Source organism: Aquitalea sp. LB_tupeE (assembly GCF_013391415.1).
In the GTDB taxonomy this organism is placed as follows: Bacteria; Pseudomonadota; Gammaproteobacteria; order Burkholderiales; family Chromobacteriaceae; genus Aquitalea.
The window spans coordinates 76,794-94,000 of record NZ_JACAXB010000016.1; the positions used below are offsets into that span (position 1 = coordinate 76,794).

A 17,207-nucleotide genomic window follows, 5' to 3' on the forward strand; every position below is an offset into this window, starting at 1 on the left:
ACTAACAGCTTAAATAGGATAGCCATGACAGACATCAACTGGACCCACTGGGGTGATCTGGCGGTACAAGCCGGCATCAATATCGTTTCGGCCATCGTGCTGTGGGTGGTGGGCCGCTGGTTCATCGGCCTGGCAGGCCGGCTGATGGATGAACAGCTGGTGGCGCGCAAACTGGACCCCACCTTGCGCCGTTACGCGCATTCCTTCCTGTCCGTCAGCCTGACCGTGGTCTTGGTGATTGCCATGCTGGGCTTCTTTGGCGTGCAAACGGCCAGTTTTGCCGCCATCATCGGCGCGGCTGGTGTGGCGATTGGCTTGGCCTGGAGTGGTTTGCTGGCCAATTTTGCCGCCGGCATCTTCCTGGTGGTATTGCGGCCGTTCAAGGTGGGCGATGTGGTGAGTGTGGCCGGTATCAGCGGTACGGTGCGTGAGGTCGGGCTTTTTTCCACCATCATCGACACCCCGGACAATGTGATGACCCTGATCGGCAACAACAAGATCTTCTCCGACAACATCCAGAATTTCAGCGCCAACAACTATCGCCGGGTGGACTTGAAAGCCCAGCTGGCCGGCAGCGCCGATCATGGCCAGGCCATCGCGCTGTTGCGGGAAAAGATTGCCGCCATTCCCAATGTGCTGGCCGAGCCTGCGCCCACGGTTGCCCTGCTTGAATTCACCAACCTGGGCCCGGTACTGGCCGTACGTCCTTTCTGCAATCCAGCCGATTACTGGCAGGTGTATTTCGACAGCAACCGGGTGATTCGCGAAGCGCTGGCCGAGGCCGGTTTCCCCAGCCCCGAACATGCGATGGTGGTGCGCCAGGGCTGAGTGTGATCATGTCAATGACAAAGCCCGCCGATGGCGGGCTTTTTGCTGGATGGCAGAAGGCGGGGGGACTTACAGAAAACGCATCGGGTCGATACGCCACTTGGCGGGCGATTCGTGGCTGACAATCTTGTCGGCACCACCGGCCCCCATGCTGCGCGACAGGTCCACCACTTCCGGCGGGATATAGGTATTGCTCTTGGTACTGAAAAACACCTTCACCTTGGGCGATACCAGATTATTGTCATTCTGTTCGATCACCACGCCCAGTTTGCCGCTTTCCAGGCGCACCAGGGTGCCGATGGGATAAATGCCGATACAGCGCATGAAGGCCTGCACCAGCACCGGGTTGAAGTGGAACTTGGACCACTCGAAAATCTTGCGCAGGGCATCGGTCGGCGACATGCCCTTGTGGTAGCAGCGGTCCGAGGTCAGCGCATCGTACACATCGACAATGGCGGCCATCTGGCCCAGCTGGGAGATTTCCTCGCCTTTCAGCCCTTCGGGGTAGCCGCTGCCATCATGCCGTTCGTGGTGCTGGGCGGCCACTTTCACCGCGGTGTCGGAGATGCCCTGGGTAGAGAGCAGGATCTGCTTGCTCTCCACCACATGGCATTTCATCACGGCAAATTCCTGCTCGGTCAGCTTGCCCGGTTTGTTGAGGATGCTGTCCGGCACTTTCATCTTGCCGATATCGTGCAGCATGCCGCCAATGCCGGCATGGTGAATCACCTCGCGGCTCATGTTCATCGCATTGCAGAAGCTCACCATCAGCGCGCCAACGCTGACCGAATGCTGGAAGGTGTAATTGTCCTTGTCCTTGATACGGCACAGCGACAACAGGGCACCGCCGTTACGCAGGATGGAGGAGGTCATTTTTTCGATGGACGGCTCCACCATTTCCAGCTGCACCTGTTTGCCCAGGCGCACATCCTGCAGGATGCTGCGTACGATCAGGTTGGCTTCGTTGTGTATCAGCTGCGCCCGGCCATATTCGGCTGCGGCATCCACCCGGCGTTCGGTAGGCACTTCGCGGCTGGCCAGGTCGATGATTTCCTGCTCCAGCTTGTGTTTGACTTCGGAAATGGTAGGAGCATGAGGCAAGTCCAGACCCTTGCCGGTATCGATGTAGACTTCGTGGATACCTGCATCGGCAATCTTGCGGATGGCAGCTTCATCCTTGACCAGAAAACGTTTCAGTAGAAACGGATGAGACATCCAGTCGCAGTTGAGGTCGTGAATGTACATGCCCACCTTGAGGTCGGACACGTCGATGCACTTGATCATTTCGTGTGCTCTAAACTTGTTGGCAGCAGGAGGCTGTTGCTTGGTGTTTCGTAAAATACAGAAAATGGATTTCCGTTATTGTAAGTTATCTCTGTCCGATTGACAGTTGGCGTGCATCCGCTTTGTGGTATGGTTGCCGGCTCTTTTGCCCCTGTGCCTCCTCTTTCCATGCAATGCCGTCTTCATTGCGGTGCCTGCTGCATCGCGCCGTCCATTTCCTCTCCCATTCCAGGCATGCCGCAAGGCAAGCCGGCTGGTGTGCGTTGCATCCAGTTGAGCGCGGACAATCTGTGCCTGCTGTTCGGTCATCCGGAGCGGCCCGCCGTTTGTGCCGGCCTCCAGCCCTCTGTTGAAATGTGTGGAGAAAGCAACAGCCAGGCCATGCACTGGCTGACCGAACTGGAAGCGAGAACCGCGCCCTAATTCTTTGTTATCAATATGTAAATCAATTTGTCATTGTTAAGACAAGCCCATTGCATGCCGATGTAATTTATCAGTTTTTGATCACAAACTACGGCGGCACCGCTGAATTTCCCCCATCATGCCAGAGGGTATGCGACTAAAAACATGCAGCTAAACAGCCAGCGCAACCATCACAACTGGATTCGGGGAAACGAGTATGGCGACGGAAAAGTGGGGTCATCTGAGTACACGCATCATCGTGGTGGCAGCGGCAGCCATTGCCGTGGGCTTTGCGGTGATGATTGGCCTGATTGCCTGGCAAAGCTATAGCGCAGCCGTGGATGTGGGCTACAAGCTGGCTTCCGAGCAGGCCAGCAGTTACGCCAAGGATGCCGAAGGCGATTTCAATCAGGGTTTCACCCTGCCACACCACCTGGCCGACAGCATTCTGGGTATCAAGCGGGTGGCCGCACCAGACCGCAAGCTGGCTGACAACATGATCCAGCAATTGCTGGATGGCGCTCCGCAGTCGGTCGGCCTGTGGATGTTGTGGGAACCGAATGCCTTTGATGGCAACGATAATGCCTTCCGCCTTGACTGGCCGCGCCATGACCCTACCGGGCGCTATCAGCCTTACATCACCAAGAATGCCCAGGGCAAGGCGCAGATGGACACCATGATGTCGCCGGACCGCGTCAAGGATTTCCCCAAGTTCAAGGACCACCCGGAAACCTATCAGCCGGACTACGAAAAACCGGGTTGGGGTGATTTCTACTACGTGCCCAAGCAGCGCGGCCGCGACACCATTACCGAGCCTTATCCGTACGAAGTGCAGAACAAGAAAATCCTTGAAAGCTCGCTGGCCGTGGTGATGAAGGATGCCGCCGGCAAGATTCTTGGTGTGTCGGCCACCGACGTGGCGCTGGACCAGTTGCAAAAGCGTTTTGGCGCCATCCACCTGTTTGAAACCGGCTATGTGCGCATGGTGTCCGAAGGCGGGCTGTACGTGGTGTCCGACAAGCCCGATCTCCTGGGCAAGCCGGTACCCAAGGAAGATGCGCTGGCCAGCCATCTGGATCAGATCAAGAAGGGCGAATCCTTCATTTATGAGGATGGCGGCTTCACCCATTTCTTCCATCCGGTCAAAGTAGGTGACACCGGCCAGTTCTGGACGCTGGGGGTTTCCATCCCCACGGCCGCCATTACTGCCGATGCGAAAAAGCAATCGCTGATTGCCATCCTGATCGGTGTGGTGGCGCTGGTGCTGATTCTGTTGGTACTGACCGCCGTTGTACGCACCCTGACCCGACCGCTCAACAAGCTGGCCGACACCATGGACCAGCTGGCCTCCGGCCGTGGCGACCTGACCGTACGCATGCAGATTGCCAACCGTGATGAAATCGGCCGCACTGCCGACGCTTTCAACCGCTTTATCGACAGCCTGCGCGAGATGTTCATCGAAGTGCGCCAGCAAAGCCACGAAGTGAGTGTGGCAGCCGCCAGCCTGGCCGAATCCGCCAGCCAGGTGCAGCAGGCATCCGCCAGCCAGACCGATGCCGCCAGTGCCACGGCGGCCGGGGTAGAGCAGGTGACGGTCAGTGTGCACCACATTGCCGATACCGCCGAAGAAGCCGAGCATACTGCGCGCGAAACCGGCGAGCTGACCACGCAAAGCGTGGCCACGGTTACCCGTATTACGGGGGAGATCGAACGCATGACGGGGAGTATGCAGGCGCTGGCCGAACGCATGAACGGCCTTGGCGAACGCTCAGAAGAAGTCAGCACCATCGTGCGGGTAATCAAGGACATTGCCGACCAGACCAATCTGTTGGCGCTGAACGCAGCGATCGAGGCTGCCCGGGCTGGCGAAATGGGCCGCGGCTTTGCCGTGGTGGCCGACGAGGTGCGTAACCTGGCAGGACGAACCGCCGAAGCCACGGTGCAGATCACCCGCATCGTCAATGCCATCAGCAGCGAAACACGTGATGCGGTGGCGGATGTAAGGAACAGCCGCGATCAGGTCAGCCAGAGCGTGGAGATTGCCGCCGAAGCCAATGCGGCAATGAATACCGTGCTGGGGCGTAGCCAGGGCCTGGTGGCCAGTATTGTGGATATTGCCGCTTCCACCCGCGAGCAATCCTCGGCCAGCCAGGAAATTGCCCAGAACGTGGAACGCATCAGCGCCATGGCGCAAAGCAACGCCGAGGTGGTGCAGCAGGTGTCCGATTCGGTGACCCAGTTGCGCGAGCTGTCCGCCAATCTGGAAAGCCTGGTCAGTCACTTCAAGCTATAAGCCAGCCTGAGGCACTCAACCCAACGCCACCCTGCGGGGTGGCGTTTTGTTTGGCTGATACGGCAAGATGGAGAGACGATCCCGCGTTGGAGAACATGTGATGGACTGGTCTCATTTTTTGCCCGCAGCATTGTTGCTGGTGGTGACACCGGGCGCAGGAACGCTCAGCGTATGGCGCGCATACAGTGGAGGTGGTTGGCGGCATGCCGCTTGGGCCTTACTTGGACTGATGCTGGGCGATATGTTTTTGATAGCCTTGTCCGCACTGGGGATGGCGGCATTGTTGGCTGCCCATCCTGCCTGGTTTGATCTGTTGCGTTATGGTGGTGCTGCCTATCTGATCTATTTGGGTTGTCGTTGCTGGGCTGCCGCAGCGAGACAGACCGGGGATGTGCCGCTGTCTGGCCCTCATGCTTGTTGGAGTAGTTGGCTGGTAACCGTGGGAAACCCCAAGGCCTTGGTGTTCTTCATGGCGTTTTTTCCGCAATTTTTGTCTCCACAGCAGCCGGTACTGGCAGGTTTCCTGCAATTGGGCGCTGTGTTCTGCTTGTGTAATCTGCTCTATCTGAGCGGCATGCTATGTCTGGGTAGCCGAATGTATGCCCGTTTTGCCAAGCAGGTGCTGGCAAGCTGGGGGCAGAAGGCTTGCGGGCTGATGTTCGTGCTACTCGGTATGCGCTTGTTGTGGCAGCGTCAGCCTGCCTGAGGCGGGCCGATAAACGCGCTTGGGGTCATGGAATTGGCAAAATGCGACACTGCTCTTATCAAGCGCCAGGTTTGGGATTAGAATCGCGGGGTTTGTTCGGAGGAGCCGTCTTGTCGCCATTTGCAGTTGTTGTCACCCGCCTCACCACCACCCGCGACGGTGGCGCAAAAGCGTTGCTGCAAGGCCTGACTGTTCCCGAACCCCGGCTATTCCAGAAAAAAAGCTCCTGATTGCTCAGGGGCTTTTTTTTTATGGGCAAAACAACATTCGCAGAATTCGCAGAACCAAGGACCCCTATCATGGCAAACCCGCTCTATCGGAAACATATCATTTCCATCCCAGATTTTTCACGCGAGGAACTTGAACTCGTGGTTGAAACGGCGGGCAAGCTCAAACGTAATCCGCGTAACGACCTGCTGCAAGGCAAGCTGGTGGGCAGCTGTTTTTTTGAACCGTCCACCCGTACCCGCCTGTCGTTCGAAACCGCGGTACAGCGCCTGGGTGGCGACATCATCGGTTTTGCCGACGGTGGCAATACCAGTGCCAAGAAGGGCGAAACCCTGGCCGACTCCATCAAGATCATCAGCTCCTATGCCGATGCCGTGGTGATGCGTCACCCCAAGGAGGGCGCGGCACGGCTGGCCAGCGAGTTTTCCAGCGTACCGGTGATCAATGGCGGTGACGGCTCCAACCAGCACCCCACGCAAACCCTGCTGGACCTGTTCACCATCCGTGAAACCCAGGGCACGCTGGAAAACCTCACCATCGCCTTTGTGGGCGACCTCAAATACGGCCGCACCGTGCATTCGCTGACCCAGGCCCTGTCGCTGTTTGGCGCGCGTTTTTACTTTGTCGCGCCGGAACAGCTGGCGATGCCGGACTACATTTGCGAAGAACTGGACGAAAAGGGCATTGAATACACCCTGGTGGACAGCCTGGACGATGTGATTCCGCTGGTGGACATCATGTACATGACCCGCGTACAGCGCGAGCGTTTTGATGAAGCCGAGTTCAAGAAAATCCAGGGCCAGTTTGTGCTGCGTGCCGACATGCTCAAGAGCGCGCGTACCAATATGAAGGTGATGCACCCGCTGCCGCGCGTGGATGAAATCACCGTGGACGTGGATGCCACCCCGCATGCCTATTACTTCGAGCAGGCCAAGAACGGTGTGTATGCCCGTCAGGCGCTGCTGTCGCTGGTACTGAACGAAACCGTCTAAATCAGGGAAGGAAACATCATGCAATACACCCGTACCGTCGAAGCCCTGAAACAAGGCACTGTTATCGACCACATCCCGGCCGGGCAGGGCGTCAACATCCTGCGGCTGTTCAAGCTGGCTGAAACCGGCGAGCGCATTACTGTTGGCCTGAACCTGTCTTCGCGCCACATGGGCGCCAAGGACATCATCAAGGTGGAAAATGTTGCCCTGACCGAAGAACAGGCCAACGAACTGGCGCTGTTTGCCCCCAAGGCCACGGTGAATGTGATCGACAACTTCGAAGTGGTGAAGAAGCACAAGCTGGAATTGCCGGAAAGCATCGAAGGCATTTTTGCCTGCCCCAATTCCAATTGCATCTCGCATGCCGAACCGGTGAAGAGCTTTTTCTCCGTGCGCGCCCAGGCCAAGGACATCAAAATGAAGTGCAAGTATTGCGAAAAGGTGTTCAGTAAGGATATTGTTGCAGTCGTGCGCTAAGTCGTGCAGAGGCAGAGAATAGAGAACTTCAAGAACGGACGCTGTTTCAACAGCGCAGTAGCAGAACAGAAAACGCCGCAGGAAACTGCGGCGTTTTTCTTTATTCTCGCCATTCTCGCCCTTGGCAAGGAAGGCGAGGCACCCTTACAGGGTAAGGGCGGAGGGAAAGGGAGTAGACGGTAAGGCTGCCTGCCAGGCAGCCAGCTTGCTGATCAGGCCGGGCCTTCGCTCTGGCCGTCGATGAATTTCTGCATATAGACCAGGTCCAGCCAGCGGCCAAACTTGAAGCCAACCTGCGGCAATACGCCTACCTTGATGAAGCCCAGCTTTTCGTGAAAGCGGATCGAGCCTTCATTGGCGGCATCCACTGCTCCCAGCATGGTGTGCTTGCCCAGCGCTTGCGCCCGCGGGAACAAGGCGCTGACCAGTGCGCTGCCAATGCCCTTGCCACGGGCAGCCGGGGCCAGGTGCACGCTGTGCTCCACGGTAAAGCGGAAGCCAGGACGCGGGCGGAAATCACCAAAGCTGGAAAAGCCCAGGATTGTGCCGTTTTCTTCCGCCACCAGCACCGGATAGCCAGCGGCCAGACGGTCCTGGAACCAGACGGCAAATTCGCCGGGATTGAGCGGGTCGTCATTGTAGATGGCGGTGGAGGTGGCAATTACCTCGTTGTAGATATCCAGGATGACGGCCAGATCTTCCAGCTTGGCATCACGAATTTGCATGGTTTCTCCTCTTGCTTGCTTGGTGGCCGGGCAGGGTAGTGCCACGACCGATCGTCTGTTTCAGCCTTGTTCGGCCGGGGTATCGGTTTTCTTGCGCGGGCTGCGCTTTTTGCGCACGCTGGCCGGCTTGCCGGCACTGCTTGTCTCCGCGCCGTCCGGTTTTGCCGGTGTGTTGTTGGTCGTCTCGCTGCTGTCGCTTTCCTTGAGCCGGATTTCGCTGTGCAATTTGGAGCCGTTGCGCTGCTCCTGCACAGTGAGAAAGTCCAGTTTCTTCACCATTTGCGACAGGCGGGAATGACCGTAATTGCGCGGGTCGAATGAGGGGTCGTTCTTGGCGATGTACGACCCCACGGCGGAGAGTTCGGCCCAGCCGCTTTCCCGTGCCACCGCGTCGATGGCGGAGGTGAACATGGCCTGCAGCGGGTGGATGTCCTTGGGCGTGGCGGGTTTGCTCTTGCTTTGGCGCGTACTGCGTGCCTTGGGCTTGTCGCTGCTGACTGCCACCTCCGGCGGTTTTTCCGGACGCAGGATTTCGGTAAACACAAACTTGTCGCAGGCGGCAATAAAGGGGCGCGGCGTTTTGGATTTTTCGCCGATGCCGATAACAGTCAGCCCGCCTTCACGCAGGCGGGTGGCCAGGCGGGTGAAGTCGCTGTCCGATGACACCAGACAGAAGCCATCGAAATTGCCGGTGTATAGCAAATCCATGGCGTCGATGATGAGGGCGGAATCGGTCGAGTTCTTGCCGCTGGTGTAGGCAAACTGCTGAATGGGGTGAATGGCGTGTTTGTGCAGCACCTCTTTCCAGCTCTTGAGCTGGGTGGTGGTCCAGTCGCCATAGGCGCGCTTGACGATGGCCGTGCCGTATTTGGCCACTTCGGCCAACAGTTCGGCGGTGAGGCTGGCCTGGGCATTGTCAGCATCAATCAGTACAGCGAGTTTACGGTTTTCCATGCAGGCGGTTCCCGTGGGGCAATGGGTCATGCTAAGCCGCAGGCAAGCGGACGTCAAAAACTGTGCGGCTTGTGATCAGACGGCTGCACCGGGTTCATGTTGCTTTGCACAAAGCTGGCACGGCATTTGCTGTATCCACAGTGGCATATCGCCCAACAGGAGGTTTCGCCATGCCCTTCTTTTCAAGCCCGCGCAAGCATACCCCGGCTGTGCAAAAAACCAGTGATATCGTGATGTTCAACTACCGTCGTCCGGTGCGTGCCCGTCAGGTGGCATTGGGCAGCAATGGCCGCTTATGGCTGGTGGAGGCGCTGGATGCGGTTCACGGCATCTGGGTCTGGCAGGATGAATACAATGGTGTGGACCAGGCGCTGGATGAAGCGCGCCGCCTGAGCCTGATGCTGTCCTGATGGCGCAGCGTGGGTTTCAGCGTAGCGGCACTGCCTTGAAACAGTGCAGTGATTCACCAGAACCGGGATTTTTTGATCAAAAAAAGGGCGCGGATATCATCATCCGCGCCTGAACCACCCTCTCTTTACTGCTACAACACTCACCAATCCATCAGGCTACCTTGCGTTTGCCTGCCTGCTGGCGAAACTGCTCCAGCAAGGTTTTCTGTTTGTCACTGGCCTGACGATAGGCCGCTTCCTTGACATGACCAAAGCCACGTACGCCTTCGTATAGCTTCACCAGCTCGGTAGCCGTTGCCAGATTGTCCAGACTCAAGCCGGATAGCAGGCCGTCAATCAGCTGCTCGAACTCAGTAATCAGGCGGCGTTCCAGTTTGCGATCCGCCTGCCAGCCAAACGGGTCCAGTGCAGTGCCGCGCAAAAAGCGCAAACGGGCCAGCAACTTCATACCCGAGAGCAGCCACGGACCAAAGGCGATTTTCTTGGCCACGCCGCCGGTGACCCAACTGGCACCAATGTGGAAACGCAGCTGGTAATCACCATCGAACTGACTGGAGAGCTCGCGCAGGAAGTCGCCGTCGGTATACAGGCGCGCCACTTCGTACTCGTCCTTGTAGGCCAGCACGTGGAAGTAGGCACGGGCCACCGCCAGCGCAAGGCTGCTGCTGGCCGGGTTCAGTGCCTGTTCGGCTGCCTGTACCTTGCCGATCAGGGCCTTGTAACGCTCGGCCAAGGCCTGGTTCTGGTAGTTCAGCAGCTCTTTGGCGCGGTGATGCAGCACGCCGTCCAGCGTTTCACGTGGAACAAACTGCACCACGGATGAAGGGTTGGTCAGTGCTTCCACCCGGCCCGGATCGTGCGCAGCATGACGGCCCCAGATAAAGGCCTGCTGGTTGAATTTCACCGCTGCGCCGTTCAGGCGGATGGCTTCCATCAATGCGTCTTCGCTGACCGGCACCAAACCCTTCTGCCAGGCGTAACCCAGCATGAACATATTGCTGGCAATGGCATCGCCCATCAGCGCGGTGGCCAGACGGGTGGCGTTGACTTCCCAGAAGCGTCCGGCACCGACTGATTCGATTACCGCATCTTTCATGGCACGGCTGGGGAAGCGTACGTCCGGGTTTTTCAGGAAGGCGCTGGTGGGGGATTCGTAGCTGTTGACGATGGCGTGGCTGAAACCTTCGCGCATTTTGGCCAAGGCTTCTTCGGCAGCAGTCACCACCAGGTCGCAACCCAGCACCAGGTTGGCATCACCGGCGGCAATGCGTACTGCATGCAGTTGCTGCTGGCTGTTGGCAATGCGCACGTGCGACCACACCGAGCCGCCTTTTTGCGCGAGGCCCGCCATGTCCAGCACGGTGACGCCCTTGTTATCCAGATAAGCGGCCATGCCCAGTACCTGGCCGATGGTCACCACACCGGTGCCGCCCACGCCGGTAATCATGATGCTGAACGGGTCGTGCAGCGCCGGAATCTGCGGAGCTGGCAGAGTGGGCATGCTGTCCAGCGTGGCGGCGGCACCACTTTGTTTTTTCAGTTTTCCACCTTCCACGGTGACAAAGCTGGGGCAGAAACCTTCCACGCAGGAGTAGTCCTTGTTGCAGCTGGACTGGTCGATCTTGCGTTTGCGGCCCAGTGCGGTTTCCACCGGCAGCACCGACAGGCAACCGGATTTCTTGCTGCAATCGCCACAGCCTTCGCACACTTTTTCGTTGATGAAGGCACGCTTGGCCGGGTCGGGGAATTCATTACGTTTGCGGCGGCGGCGTTTTTCGGCGGCACAGGTCTGGTCGTGAATCAGCACAGTGGTGCCTGCGGTTTCTCGCAGCTCTTTTTGCAGGCGGTCCAGTTCGCGGCGGTGGAACACGTCCACGCCGGGAGCCAGGCCTTGCACGCTCTGGTATTTGTCCGGGTCGTCACTGGTGATGACGATGCGCTTGACGCCTTCGGCAGCCAGCTGGCGGGTAATCATCGGCACGTCAAGATAACCATCCACATGCTGGCCACCGGTCATGGCCACTGCGTCGTTGTACAGCAGCTTGTAAGTGATGTTGACCTTGGCGGCCACCGCAGCACGGATGGCCAGCAGGCCGGAGTGGAAGTAAGTGCCGTCGCCCAGATTGGTGAAGATGTGTTTGGTATTGGTAAACGGTGCCTGGCCCACCCAGGTAATGCCCTCGCCACCCATCTGGGTGAAGGTTTTGGTGCTGTCGCCTTCAATCCAGTGCGCCATGTAGTGACAGCCGATACCGGCCACGGCACGGCTGCCTTCCGGCACACGGGTGCTGGTGTTGTGCGGGCAGCCGGAGCAGTAATGCGGCACGCGGGCAATGGCTTCGCGCGGCTTGACCAACTGGGCTTCTTTTTCATCGTAGAACTTCAGCCGGTCGTGAATTACCGGGCTGTCGAAAATCAGCGCCAGGCGGCTGGCAATGGCGCGGGCAATCATGGCCGGGGTCAGCTCGCCGGCCGCGGGCAGCAGCCAGTCGCCGTGCGGCAAGGCCCACTCGCCTTTTTCGGCAAACTTGCCCACCACGCGCGGGCGTACGTCGTCGCGCCAGTTGTACAGCTGTTCTTTCAGCTGGTATTCGATGATCTGGCGTTTTTCTTCCACCACCAGGATTTCATCCAGCCCTTCGGCAAAGTGGCGCACGCCTTCCGGCTCCAGCGGCCACACCATGCCCACCTTGAAGATACGCAGGCCGATGTCGGCGGCCAGGGCTTCGTCGATGCCCAGATCGTCCAGTGCCTGCATCACGTCCAGATAGCTCTTGCCACAGGTGATGATGCCCAAACGCGGCTTGGGCGAATCCAGCGTGATGTGGTTGAGCTTGTTGGCGCGGGCATAAGCCAGCGCGGCATACAGGCGGTGATGCAACACGCGTTTTTCCTGCACCAGCGGTGGGTCCGGCCAACGAATGGACAGGCCGCCTTCCGGAATGGGGAAGTCCTCCGGAATGACAAAGTTGAAGCGTTCCGGCGAGATGTCCACCACCGCCGAGCTTTCGATGGTGTCGGAAATCGCCTTAATGGAAACCCAGCAGCCGGAGTAGCGGCTCATCGCCCAGCCGTGCAGGCCGAAGTCGATCACTTCCTGCACGCCGGAAGGGGACAGCACCGGAATCATGCTGGCGGCCAGGATGTGGTCGGACTGGTGCGGAAAGGTGGAGGACTTGGCCGCGTGGTCGTCTCCGGCCACCAGCAGCACACCGCCCTTGGCACTGGTGCCGGCTACATTGCCGTGTTTGATCACGTCGCCGGAGCGGTCCACACCTGGGCCTTTGCCGTACCACATGGCGTACACACCATCGTACTTGGCCCCTTCGAACATGTTGACCTGTTGCGTACCCCACACCGCGGTGGCGGCCAGGTCTTCGTTCAGGCCGGGATGAAACACCACATTATGTTGCTTGAGGTAGGGTTCGGCCTTCTGCATGGTCTGGTCGACATTGCCCAGGGGCGAGCCACGATAGCCGGTGACATAACCGGCGGTATTCAGCCCGGCGGCACGGTCCAGCTCCTGTTGTAGCATGGGCAGGCGAACCAGCGCCTGGATACCTGTCATCAGCACCTGGCCGGTGGGGGCAGTGTATTTTTCTTCCAGATCAACATGACGGATAGACATGGTTTCTCCTCCTGCCGCTCAGGTCCTGTCCGGTAAGGTGGCCGGTACGGCCTGCGGCTTGTTTTCGCTTGTGGCGGGGGCGGGTTTTCCGGCAAGAAAGCACCCGCCTTTCATTATGTTGTAGGCCGTTTTGCTGCCAGAGCGCAGCCTTTTGGCAGGCGCAGTGGCAAGGGCTTCATGTGGCGGACTGTAGCTTACGTTTACGTCAACGTCAAAGGTATTGACGGACAGGTAGAGCAACTGCGGCGATTGTGCCAGTGCAGCATGGTCTGGCCACCCGCTGCCGGTGGATTGTTTGCCAGATAGAACAGCATGTTATGGCTGCCATGGTTTTTCTGCGCGGCAGAAGCCGTTAAGCTGCAACATCAAAAAAACAGCTATCGAGCGTGTCATGTCCGCTATCCCTTTCCGTCAGGATGCCACCCGTGGCGTCCTGTTTGCGTTTATTGCCTTCGTCATCTGGGGCCTGTTTCCGCTCTACTGGAAACCGCTGCACCAGGTGCCGGCCTTGCAGATTCTCTGTCACCGCATTGTCTGGTCTGCCGTGTTTGTGGCGGGCATCCTTACCGTGCGCCATAACTGGGCCTGGCTGGGCGAGGCCGTGCGGCAGCCGCAAAAGCTGGCCATTTTCGGCCTGTCTTCGCTGATGCTGTCGCTGAACTGGCTGATTTACATCTGGGCGGTGAATGCCGGTCACGTGGTGGAGGCCAGCCTGGGTTACTTCATCAACCCGCTGTTCAATGTGCTGCTGGGGCGCTTGTTCCTGGCCGAAAAGCTCACGCCCATCCAGCGCACGGCGGTGGCACTGGCAGCAGCCGGTGTGGCCTGGATTACCTGGTGTACCGGTACGCTGCCACTGATTGCCCTGTCGCTGGCGGCCACCTTCGGCCTGTACGGCCTGCTGCGCAAGAAAGCGCCGCTGGCCTCGCTGGAGGGACTGGCGCTGGAAACCTTCCTGATGGCACCGCTGGCCTTGCTGGCGTTGGGCTGGTTTCAATGGCAGGGGCAGGGCGCTTTCCTGCATCAGGCCCTGTCGCTGGATATGCTGCTGGTGGGTGCCGGGGTGGTGACGGCCATTCCGCTGCTGTTGTTTGCCGCCGGTGCAAGGCGGCTGAAGCTGGCCACGGTGGGGCTCATCCAGTACATCGGCCCCACCATTCAGCTGGCCTTGGGGGTGCTGTTGTTTGGTGAACCCTTCGATAGCGGCAAGCTGTTCGGTTTCAGCCTGATCTGGCTGGCCTTGCTGCTGTATTCGGCCGCCGGCCTGCTGCAAATGCGCGCCGACAAGCGGACCGCTGCGGCCTGATGGCCCCCTGAGTGCCAGCTGAGCAGCAATAGGACATCACCACGACTTGGCACGTTAATGACTTTGGCATTAAATGTGCAAATCATGGCCTGACATCTTTTATTCCCAGTCAGGCCAGGTTTTTGCACAGGAAATGTCAGCATGGTACGTATCTTTTCCCGGGTGAAGCACAGGCTGCAAGCCCGGTCCTCCTCCTTGCCCGAAGCGCTGTTGGCGCATGAATATGCCCGCCTGAGCCAGACCTCAGGCGAAGTGCCCTCAGCTGTGACGGTACATGCCGCTGCGGAAAACTGGCTGCAACGCTGCTGGCACAGCTGTAAACAGCGCATGCACCGTGAATAGCCGTTGACCGGAAACGGCTTCCGGTCGACACTGCCAGCTGGCCTGAGCGGCGCGTCCATACCGCCTTGTCGGGCAGCAATGCCTTGATCCGGCAACCATTGCCATGGCATTGAATGCAGACACCGTGCCGGCCTCATCCGGCACCGACCATTACGGAGCGTGCGCATGCCTCAGTCGCTGCCACTGGAATTTGATTGTGACCCGGCCCGGCTGGACCGTGACATGATTTACCATTACCTGAGCCAGCAGTCCTACTGGGCCGCCGGGCTGCCGCGAGACATTTTCGAGCGTTCGCTGGCCGGCTCGCTGTGCTTTGGTGCGTATGTCGACGGCCAGCAGGTGGCCTTTGCCCGCATGATTACCGACCAGGCTACCTTTGCCTATCTGGCCGATGTGTTTGTGCTGCCGCTGTGGCGCGGGCAGGGCGTCAGCAAGGCCTTGATGGCTTTCATCATGGCGTATCCCGGCCTGCAAAACCTGCGGCGCATGATGCTGGCCACGGCGGATGCGCATGGCCTGTATGCCCAATATGGCTTTGGTGCACTGTCCAGCCCGGAGCGCATGATGGAAAAGCTGGATCAGCAGGTGTATCAGCGGCTGGCGGCCGCAACAGACTCGCGCGCGCAACAAGGATAAAAACATGGAACTGGCAACACAGTACTTGCAGGGCAAGGGTATCGAGCTGGGACGCGGCGCGCACAATCCGCTGGCGCCGGCCGACTGCATCAGCGTGGCCCCGTGTGATGGCGTGCGCTATGTGGATGAGCGCGACCTGGCCGACTACCGGGTGTATGCCGCAGAGCAACAACGCCATGGCCGCGGGGTGGATCAGGTGGATGTAGTAGCCGAAGCCACCGACCTGCCGTTTGCCAATGGCGAGCTGGACTACGTGGCCAGTTCGCATGTGCTGGAGCATCTGCCAGCCATTTTCACCGCCTGGCTGGAGTGGTTGCGGGTGCTGCGCCCGGAGGGCATCAATTTCATGATCGTCCCCAAGCGTGACGCCCTGATTGAAGACAGTGTCAGGCCGATAACCGGCCTGCAAGCGCATGTCGACGCCTTTGCGCAAGGGGTGACGCCACAATCGCTGCTGCCGGGGCTGCCTTGGCGCACGCATTACCACGTATTCACTCTGCAAGGCCTGTTTGAGGCGCTGAACTGGTTCAACCAGCAAGGCCTGGGTGGCTACTGGCTGCTGGAAGCACAGGAGGAAAGCGACAGCAATGTCGGCAATGGCCACACCCTGGTGCTCAGCAAACAAACCACGCTGCCGCCGCTGGAACACAGCATCGGCCAGCTGGCCGCTGCCTTTCAGGGGGAACACTATCAGCAGGCTGCGCTGCTGGCGCGCCAGGCCTTGTCGCTGAATTTCCGCATTCATGAGGCCTGGTTCATCCTGGCCATTTCGCAGTTGCAGCTGGGCGATTCTCGCGCCGCGATCCAGTCGCTGACCCAGGCACTGGTGCTGCAACCCAAGCATGCCGAGTACCGCGATGTGTACCAGCAATTGCTGGGCCAGCCCTTCAGCTATCCGATGAGTCTGGTGGATTACCTGGCGCGCATGCTGTGACACGCAAACTGTTCTGGACCGACCCCTATCAGACCACGCTGAGCACCACCGTGCAGCAGGTGGATGGCCCGCAGGTATGGCTGCAAGACACCATTTTCTATGCCTTCAGTGGCGGGCAGGAAAGTGATGCCGGCACCATTGCCGGCTGGTCGGTCGAGCAGGCGGAAAAACAGGGGCGCGATATTGTCTACACCCTGCCGCCGGAGCATGACCTGACGGTTGGGGCAGAGGTGACGGTAGAAATAGACTGGTCGCGCCGCTACCGGCTGATGCGCTTGCACTTTGCCGCCGAGCTGACGTTGGAAACCATTTACCGCGACTTTGCCGGGGTGGAGAAAATCGGCGCGCACATTGCCGCCGACAAGGCGCGTATCGACTTTGCCCTGCCCGAACCCATCACCCCGCATTTGCCAGCCATTGCGGCCAAGGTGCAGGGCCTGATTGATGCCGACCGCGAGATTGTCAGCGCCTTCTCCGACACGGAAGCTGAACGGCGTTACTGGGAGGTGCCGGGCTATTGCCAGGTGCCCTGCGGTGGCACGCACCTGCGCCGCACCGGCGAGGTGGGCCGCATTGCGCTCAAGCGCAAGAACATCGGCAAGGGCAAGGAGCGGGTGGAAATCACCCTGCTGGAGGATGCGCCATGCTAGGCAGCTGCCTGTGCGGGGCTGTGGCCTATGAGGTGGAGCAGCTGGATCTGCCCATCAGCCATTGTCACTGCCTGACTTGCCAGAAAGTCCATGCCGCTCCCCAAGTGCCAACGGCCGGGGTATTGCGCCAGCACTTTCGCTGGCTGCGCGGGGTGGAACAGCTGGGCAGTTTTGCGTCCTCGCCTGGCAAGCTGCGCCATTTCTGCCGCCAGTGCGGCAGCCATCTGCTGGCCGAGCGCGCAGGCAGCCCCTATGTGATTCTGCGCGTGGCCACGCTGGACGAGGCACCCGCACAGCAGGCCAGCCAGCATATCTGGACCAGCCATGACCGGCCCTGGCTGCAAGCCGACACTGCGCCGCACTGGCCGGAGTGGCCGCCGGACAGGTAAGCTGGCGCTTTTCCCAACACCTA

The 17,207-nt window shown here is 59.4% G+C and carries 17 protein-coding genes; 13 read left to right on the forward strand and 4 right to left on the reverse strand.

Annotation, left to right across the window (positions count from 1 at the left end):
- Positions 1-24: 24 nt before the first annotated feature.
- Entirely contained in the window at positions 25-828 is an 804-nt protein-coding gene (locus HWX34_RS07590) for a mechanosensitive ion channel family protein (protein WP_178971678.1), read from the forward strand.
- A gap of 69 nt (positions 829-897) precedes the next feature.
- Here the strand turns inward: HWX34_RS07590 and HWX34_RS07595 are convergent, their stop codons facing one another.
- On the reverse strand, positions 898-2,112 hold the full coding sequence (locus HWX34_RS07595; RefSeq protein WP_178971679.1) for an HD-GYP domain-containing protein: 1,215 nt from the start codon (positions 2,110-2,112) through the stop codon (positions 898-900).
- Positions 2,113-2,280: 168 nt separating this feature from the next.
- Between HWX34_RS07595 and HWX34_RS07600 the strand changes: the two genes are divergently transcribed.
- The 5 genes from HWX34_RS07600 to pyrI all read left to right on the forward strand — a co-directional run bounded on the left by HWX34_RS07600 (position 2,281) and on the right by pyrI (position 7,210).
- Positions 2,281-2,535, forward strand: coding sequence for a YkgJ family cysteine cluster protein (locus HWX34_RS07600; RefSeq protein ID WP_178971680.1), 255 nt, complete (start codon positions 2,281-2,283; stop codon positions 2,533-2,535).
- 196 nt (positions 2,536-2,731) lie between these two features.
- Positions 2,732-4,807: a methyl-accepting chemotaxis protein gene (locus HWX34_RS07605; RefSeq protein ID WP_178971681.1), complete on the forward strand. Its 2,076-nt coding sequence runs from the start codon at positions 2,732-2,734 to the stop codon at positions 4,805-4,807.
- Positions 4,808-4,907: 100 nt separating this feature from the next.
- Complete coding sequence (locus tag HWX34_RS07610) at positions 4,908-5,513, forward strand: LysE family translocator (RefSeq protein ID WP_178971682.1); 606 nt, start codon at positions 4,908-4,910, stop codon at positions 5,511-5,513.
- Positions 5,514-5,812: 299 nt separating this feature from the next.
- Positions 5,813-6,733, forward strand: coding sequence for an aspartate carbamoyltransferase (gene pyrB / locus HWX34_RS07615; protein ID WP_178971683.1), 921 nt, complete (start codon positions 5,813-5,815; stop codon positions 6,731-6,733).
- 18 nt (positions 6,734-6,751) lie between these two features.
- The gene (gene pyrI, locus HWX34_RS07620; protein WP_178971684.1) at positions 6,752-7,210 is read left to right on the forward strand and encodes an aspartate carbamoyltransferase regulatory subunit; all 459 of its coding nucleotides are present in this window, start codon (positions 6,752-6,754) and stop codon (positions 7,208-7,210) included.
- A 212-nt stretch (positions 7,211-7,422) separates the two neighbouring features.
- Here the strand turns inward: pyrI and HWX34_RS07625 are convergent, their stop codons facing one another.
- Positions 7,423-7,935 carry a GNAT family N-acetyltransferase gene (locus HWX34_RS07625; protein WP_178971685.1) on the reverse strand — a complete coding sequence of 171 codons (513 nt, stop codon included), beginning with the start codon at positions 7,933-7,935 and terminating at the stop codon, positions 7,423-7,425.
- Positions 7,936-7,995: 60 nt separating this feature from the next.
- Positions 7,996-8,889 carry an NYN domain-containing protein gene (locus HWX34_RS07630; protein ID WP_178971686.1) on the reverse strand — a complete coding sequence of 298 codons (894 nt, stop codon included), beginning with the start codon at positions 8,887-8,889 and terminating at the stop codon, positions 7,996-7,998.
- Positions 8,890-9,059: 170 nt separating this feature from the next.
- On the opposite strand from HWX34_RS07630, the gene HWX34_RS07635 reads away from it, so the two are divergent.
- Entirely contained in the window at positions 9,060-9,299 is a 240-nt protein-coding gene (locus tag HWX34_RS07635; RefSeq protein ID WP_045845953.1) for a hypothetical protein, read from the forward strand.
- Positions 9,300-9,450: 151 nt separating this feature from the next.
- Here the strand turns inward: HWX34_RS07635 and HWX34_RS07640 are convergent, their stop codons facing one another.
- Positions 9,451-12,927, reverse strand: a complete 3,477-nt coding sequence (locus HWX34_RS07640; protein ID WP_178971687.1) for an indolepyruvate ferredoxin oxidoreductase family protein — start codon at positions 12,925-12,927, stop codon at positions 9,451-9,453.
- A gap of 391 nt (positions 12,928-13,318) precedes the next feature.
- Between HWX34_RS07640 and rarD the strand changes: the two genes are divergently transcribed.
- The 6 genes from rarD (at position 13,319) to HWX34_RS07670 (ending at position 17,184) form a co-directional block, all read left to right on the forward strand.
- The gene (rarD, locus tag HWX34_RS07645; protein ID WP_178971688.1) at positions 13,319-14,233 is read left to right on the forward strand and encodes an EamA family transporter RarD; all 915 of its coding nucleotides are present in this window, start codon (positions 13,319-13,321) and stop codon (positions 14,231-14,233) included.
- A gap of 141 nt (positions 14,234-14,374) precedes the next feature.
- Positions 14,375-14,575: a hypothetical protein gene (locus HWX34_RS07650; protein ID WP_178971689.1), complete on the forward strand. Its 201-nt coding sequence runs from the start codon at positions 14,375-14,377 to the stop codon at positions 14,573-14,575.
- Positions 14,576-14,740: 165 nt separating this feature from the next.
- Complete coding sequence (locus HWX34_RS07655) at positions 14,741-15,211, forward strand: GNAT family N-acetyltransferase (RefSeq protein WP_178971690.1); 471 nt, start codon at positions 14,741-14,743, stop codon at positions 15,209-15,211.
- A gap of 4 nt (positions 15,212-15,215) precedes the next feature.
- Positions 15,216-16,145: a class I SAM-dependent methyltransferase gene (locus HWX34_RS07660; RefSeq protein ID WP_178971691.1), complete on the forward strand. Its 930-nt coding sequence runs from the start codon at positions 15,216-15,218 to the stop codon at positions 16,143-16,145.
- Entirely contained in the window at positions 16,142-16,795 is a 654-nt protein-coding gene (locus tag HWX34_RS07665) for an alanyl-tRNA editing protein (RefSeq protein WP_178971692.1), read from the forward strand. The genes HWX34_RS07660 and HWX34_RS07665 overlap by 4 nt, the downstream gene beginning before the upstream one ends.
- The gene (locus HWX34_RS07670) at positions 16,789-17,184 is read left to right on the forward strand and encodes a GFA family protein (protein ID WP_178971693.1); all 396 of its coding nucleotides are present in this window, start codon (positions 16,789-16,791) and stop codon (positions 17,182-17,184) included. Before HWX34_RS07665 ends, HWX34_RS07670 begins: the two co-directional genes overlap by 7 nt.
- The last annotated feature ends 23 nt before the right edge of the window (positions 17,185-17,207 follow it).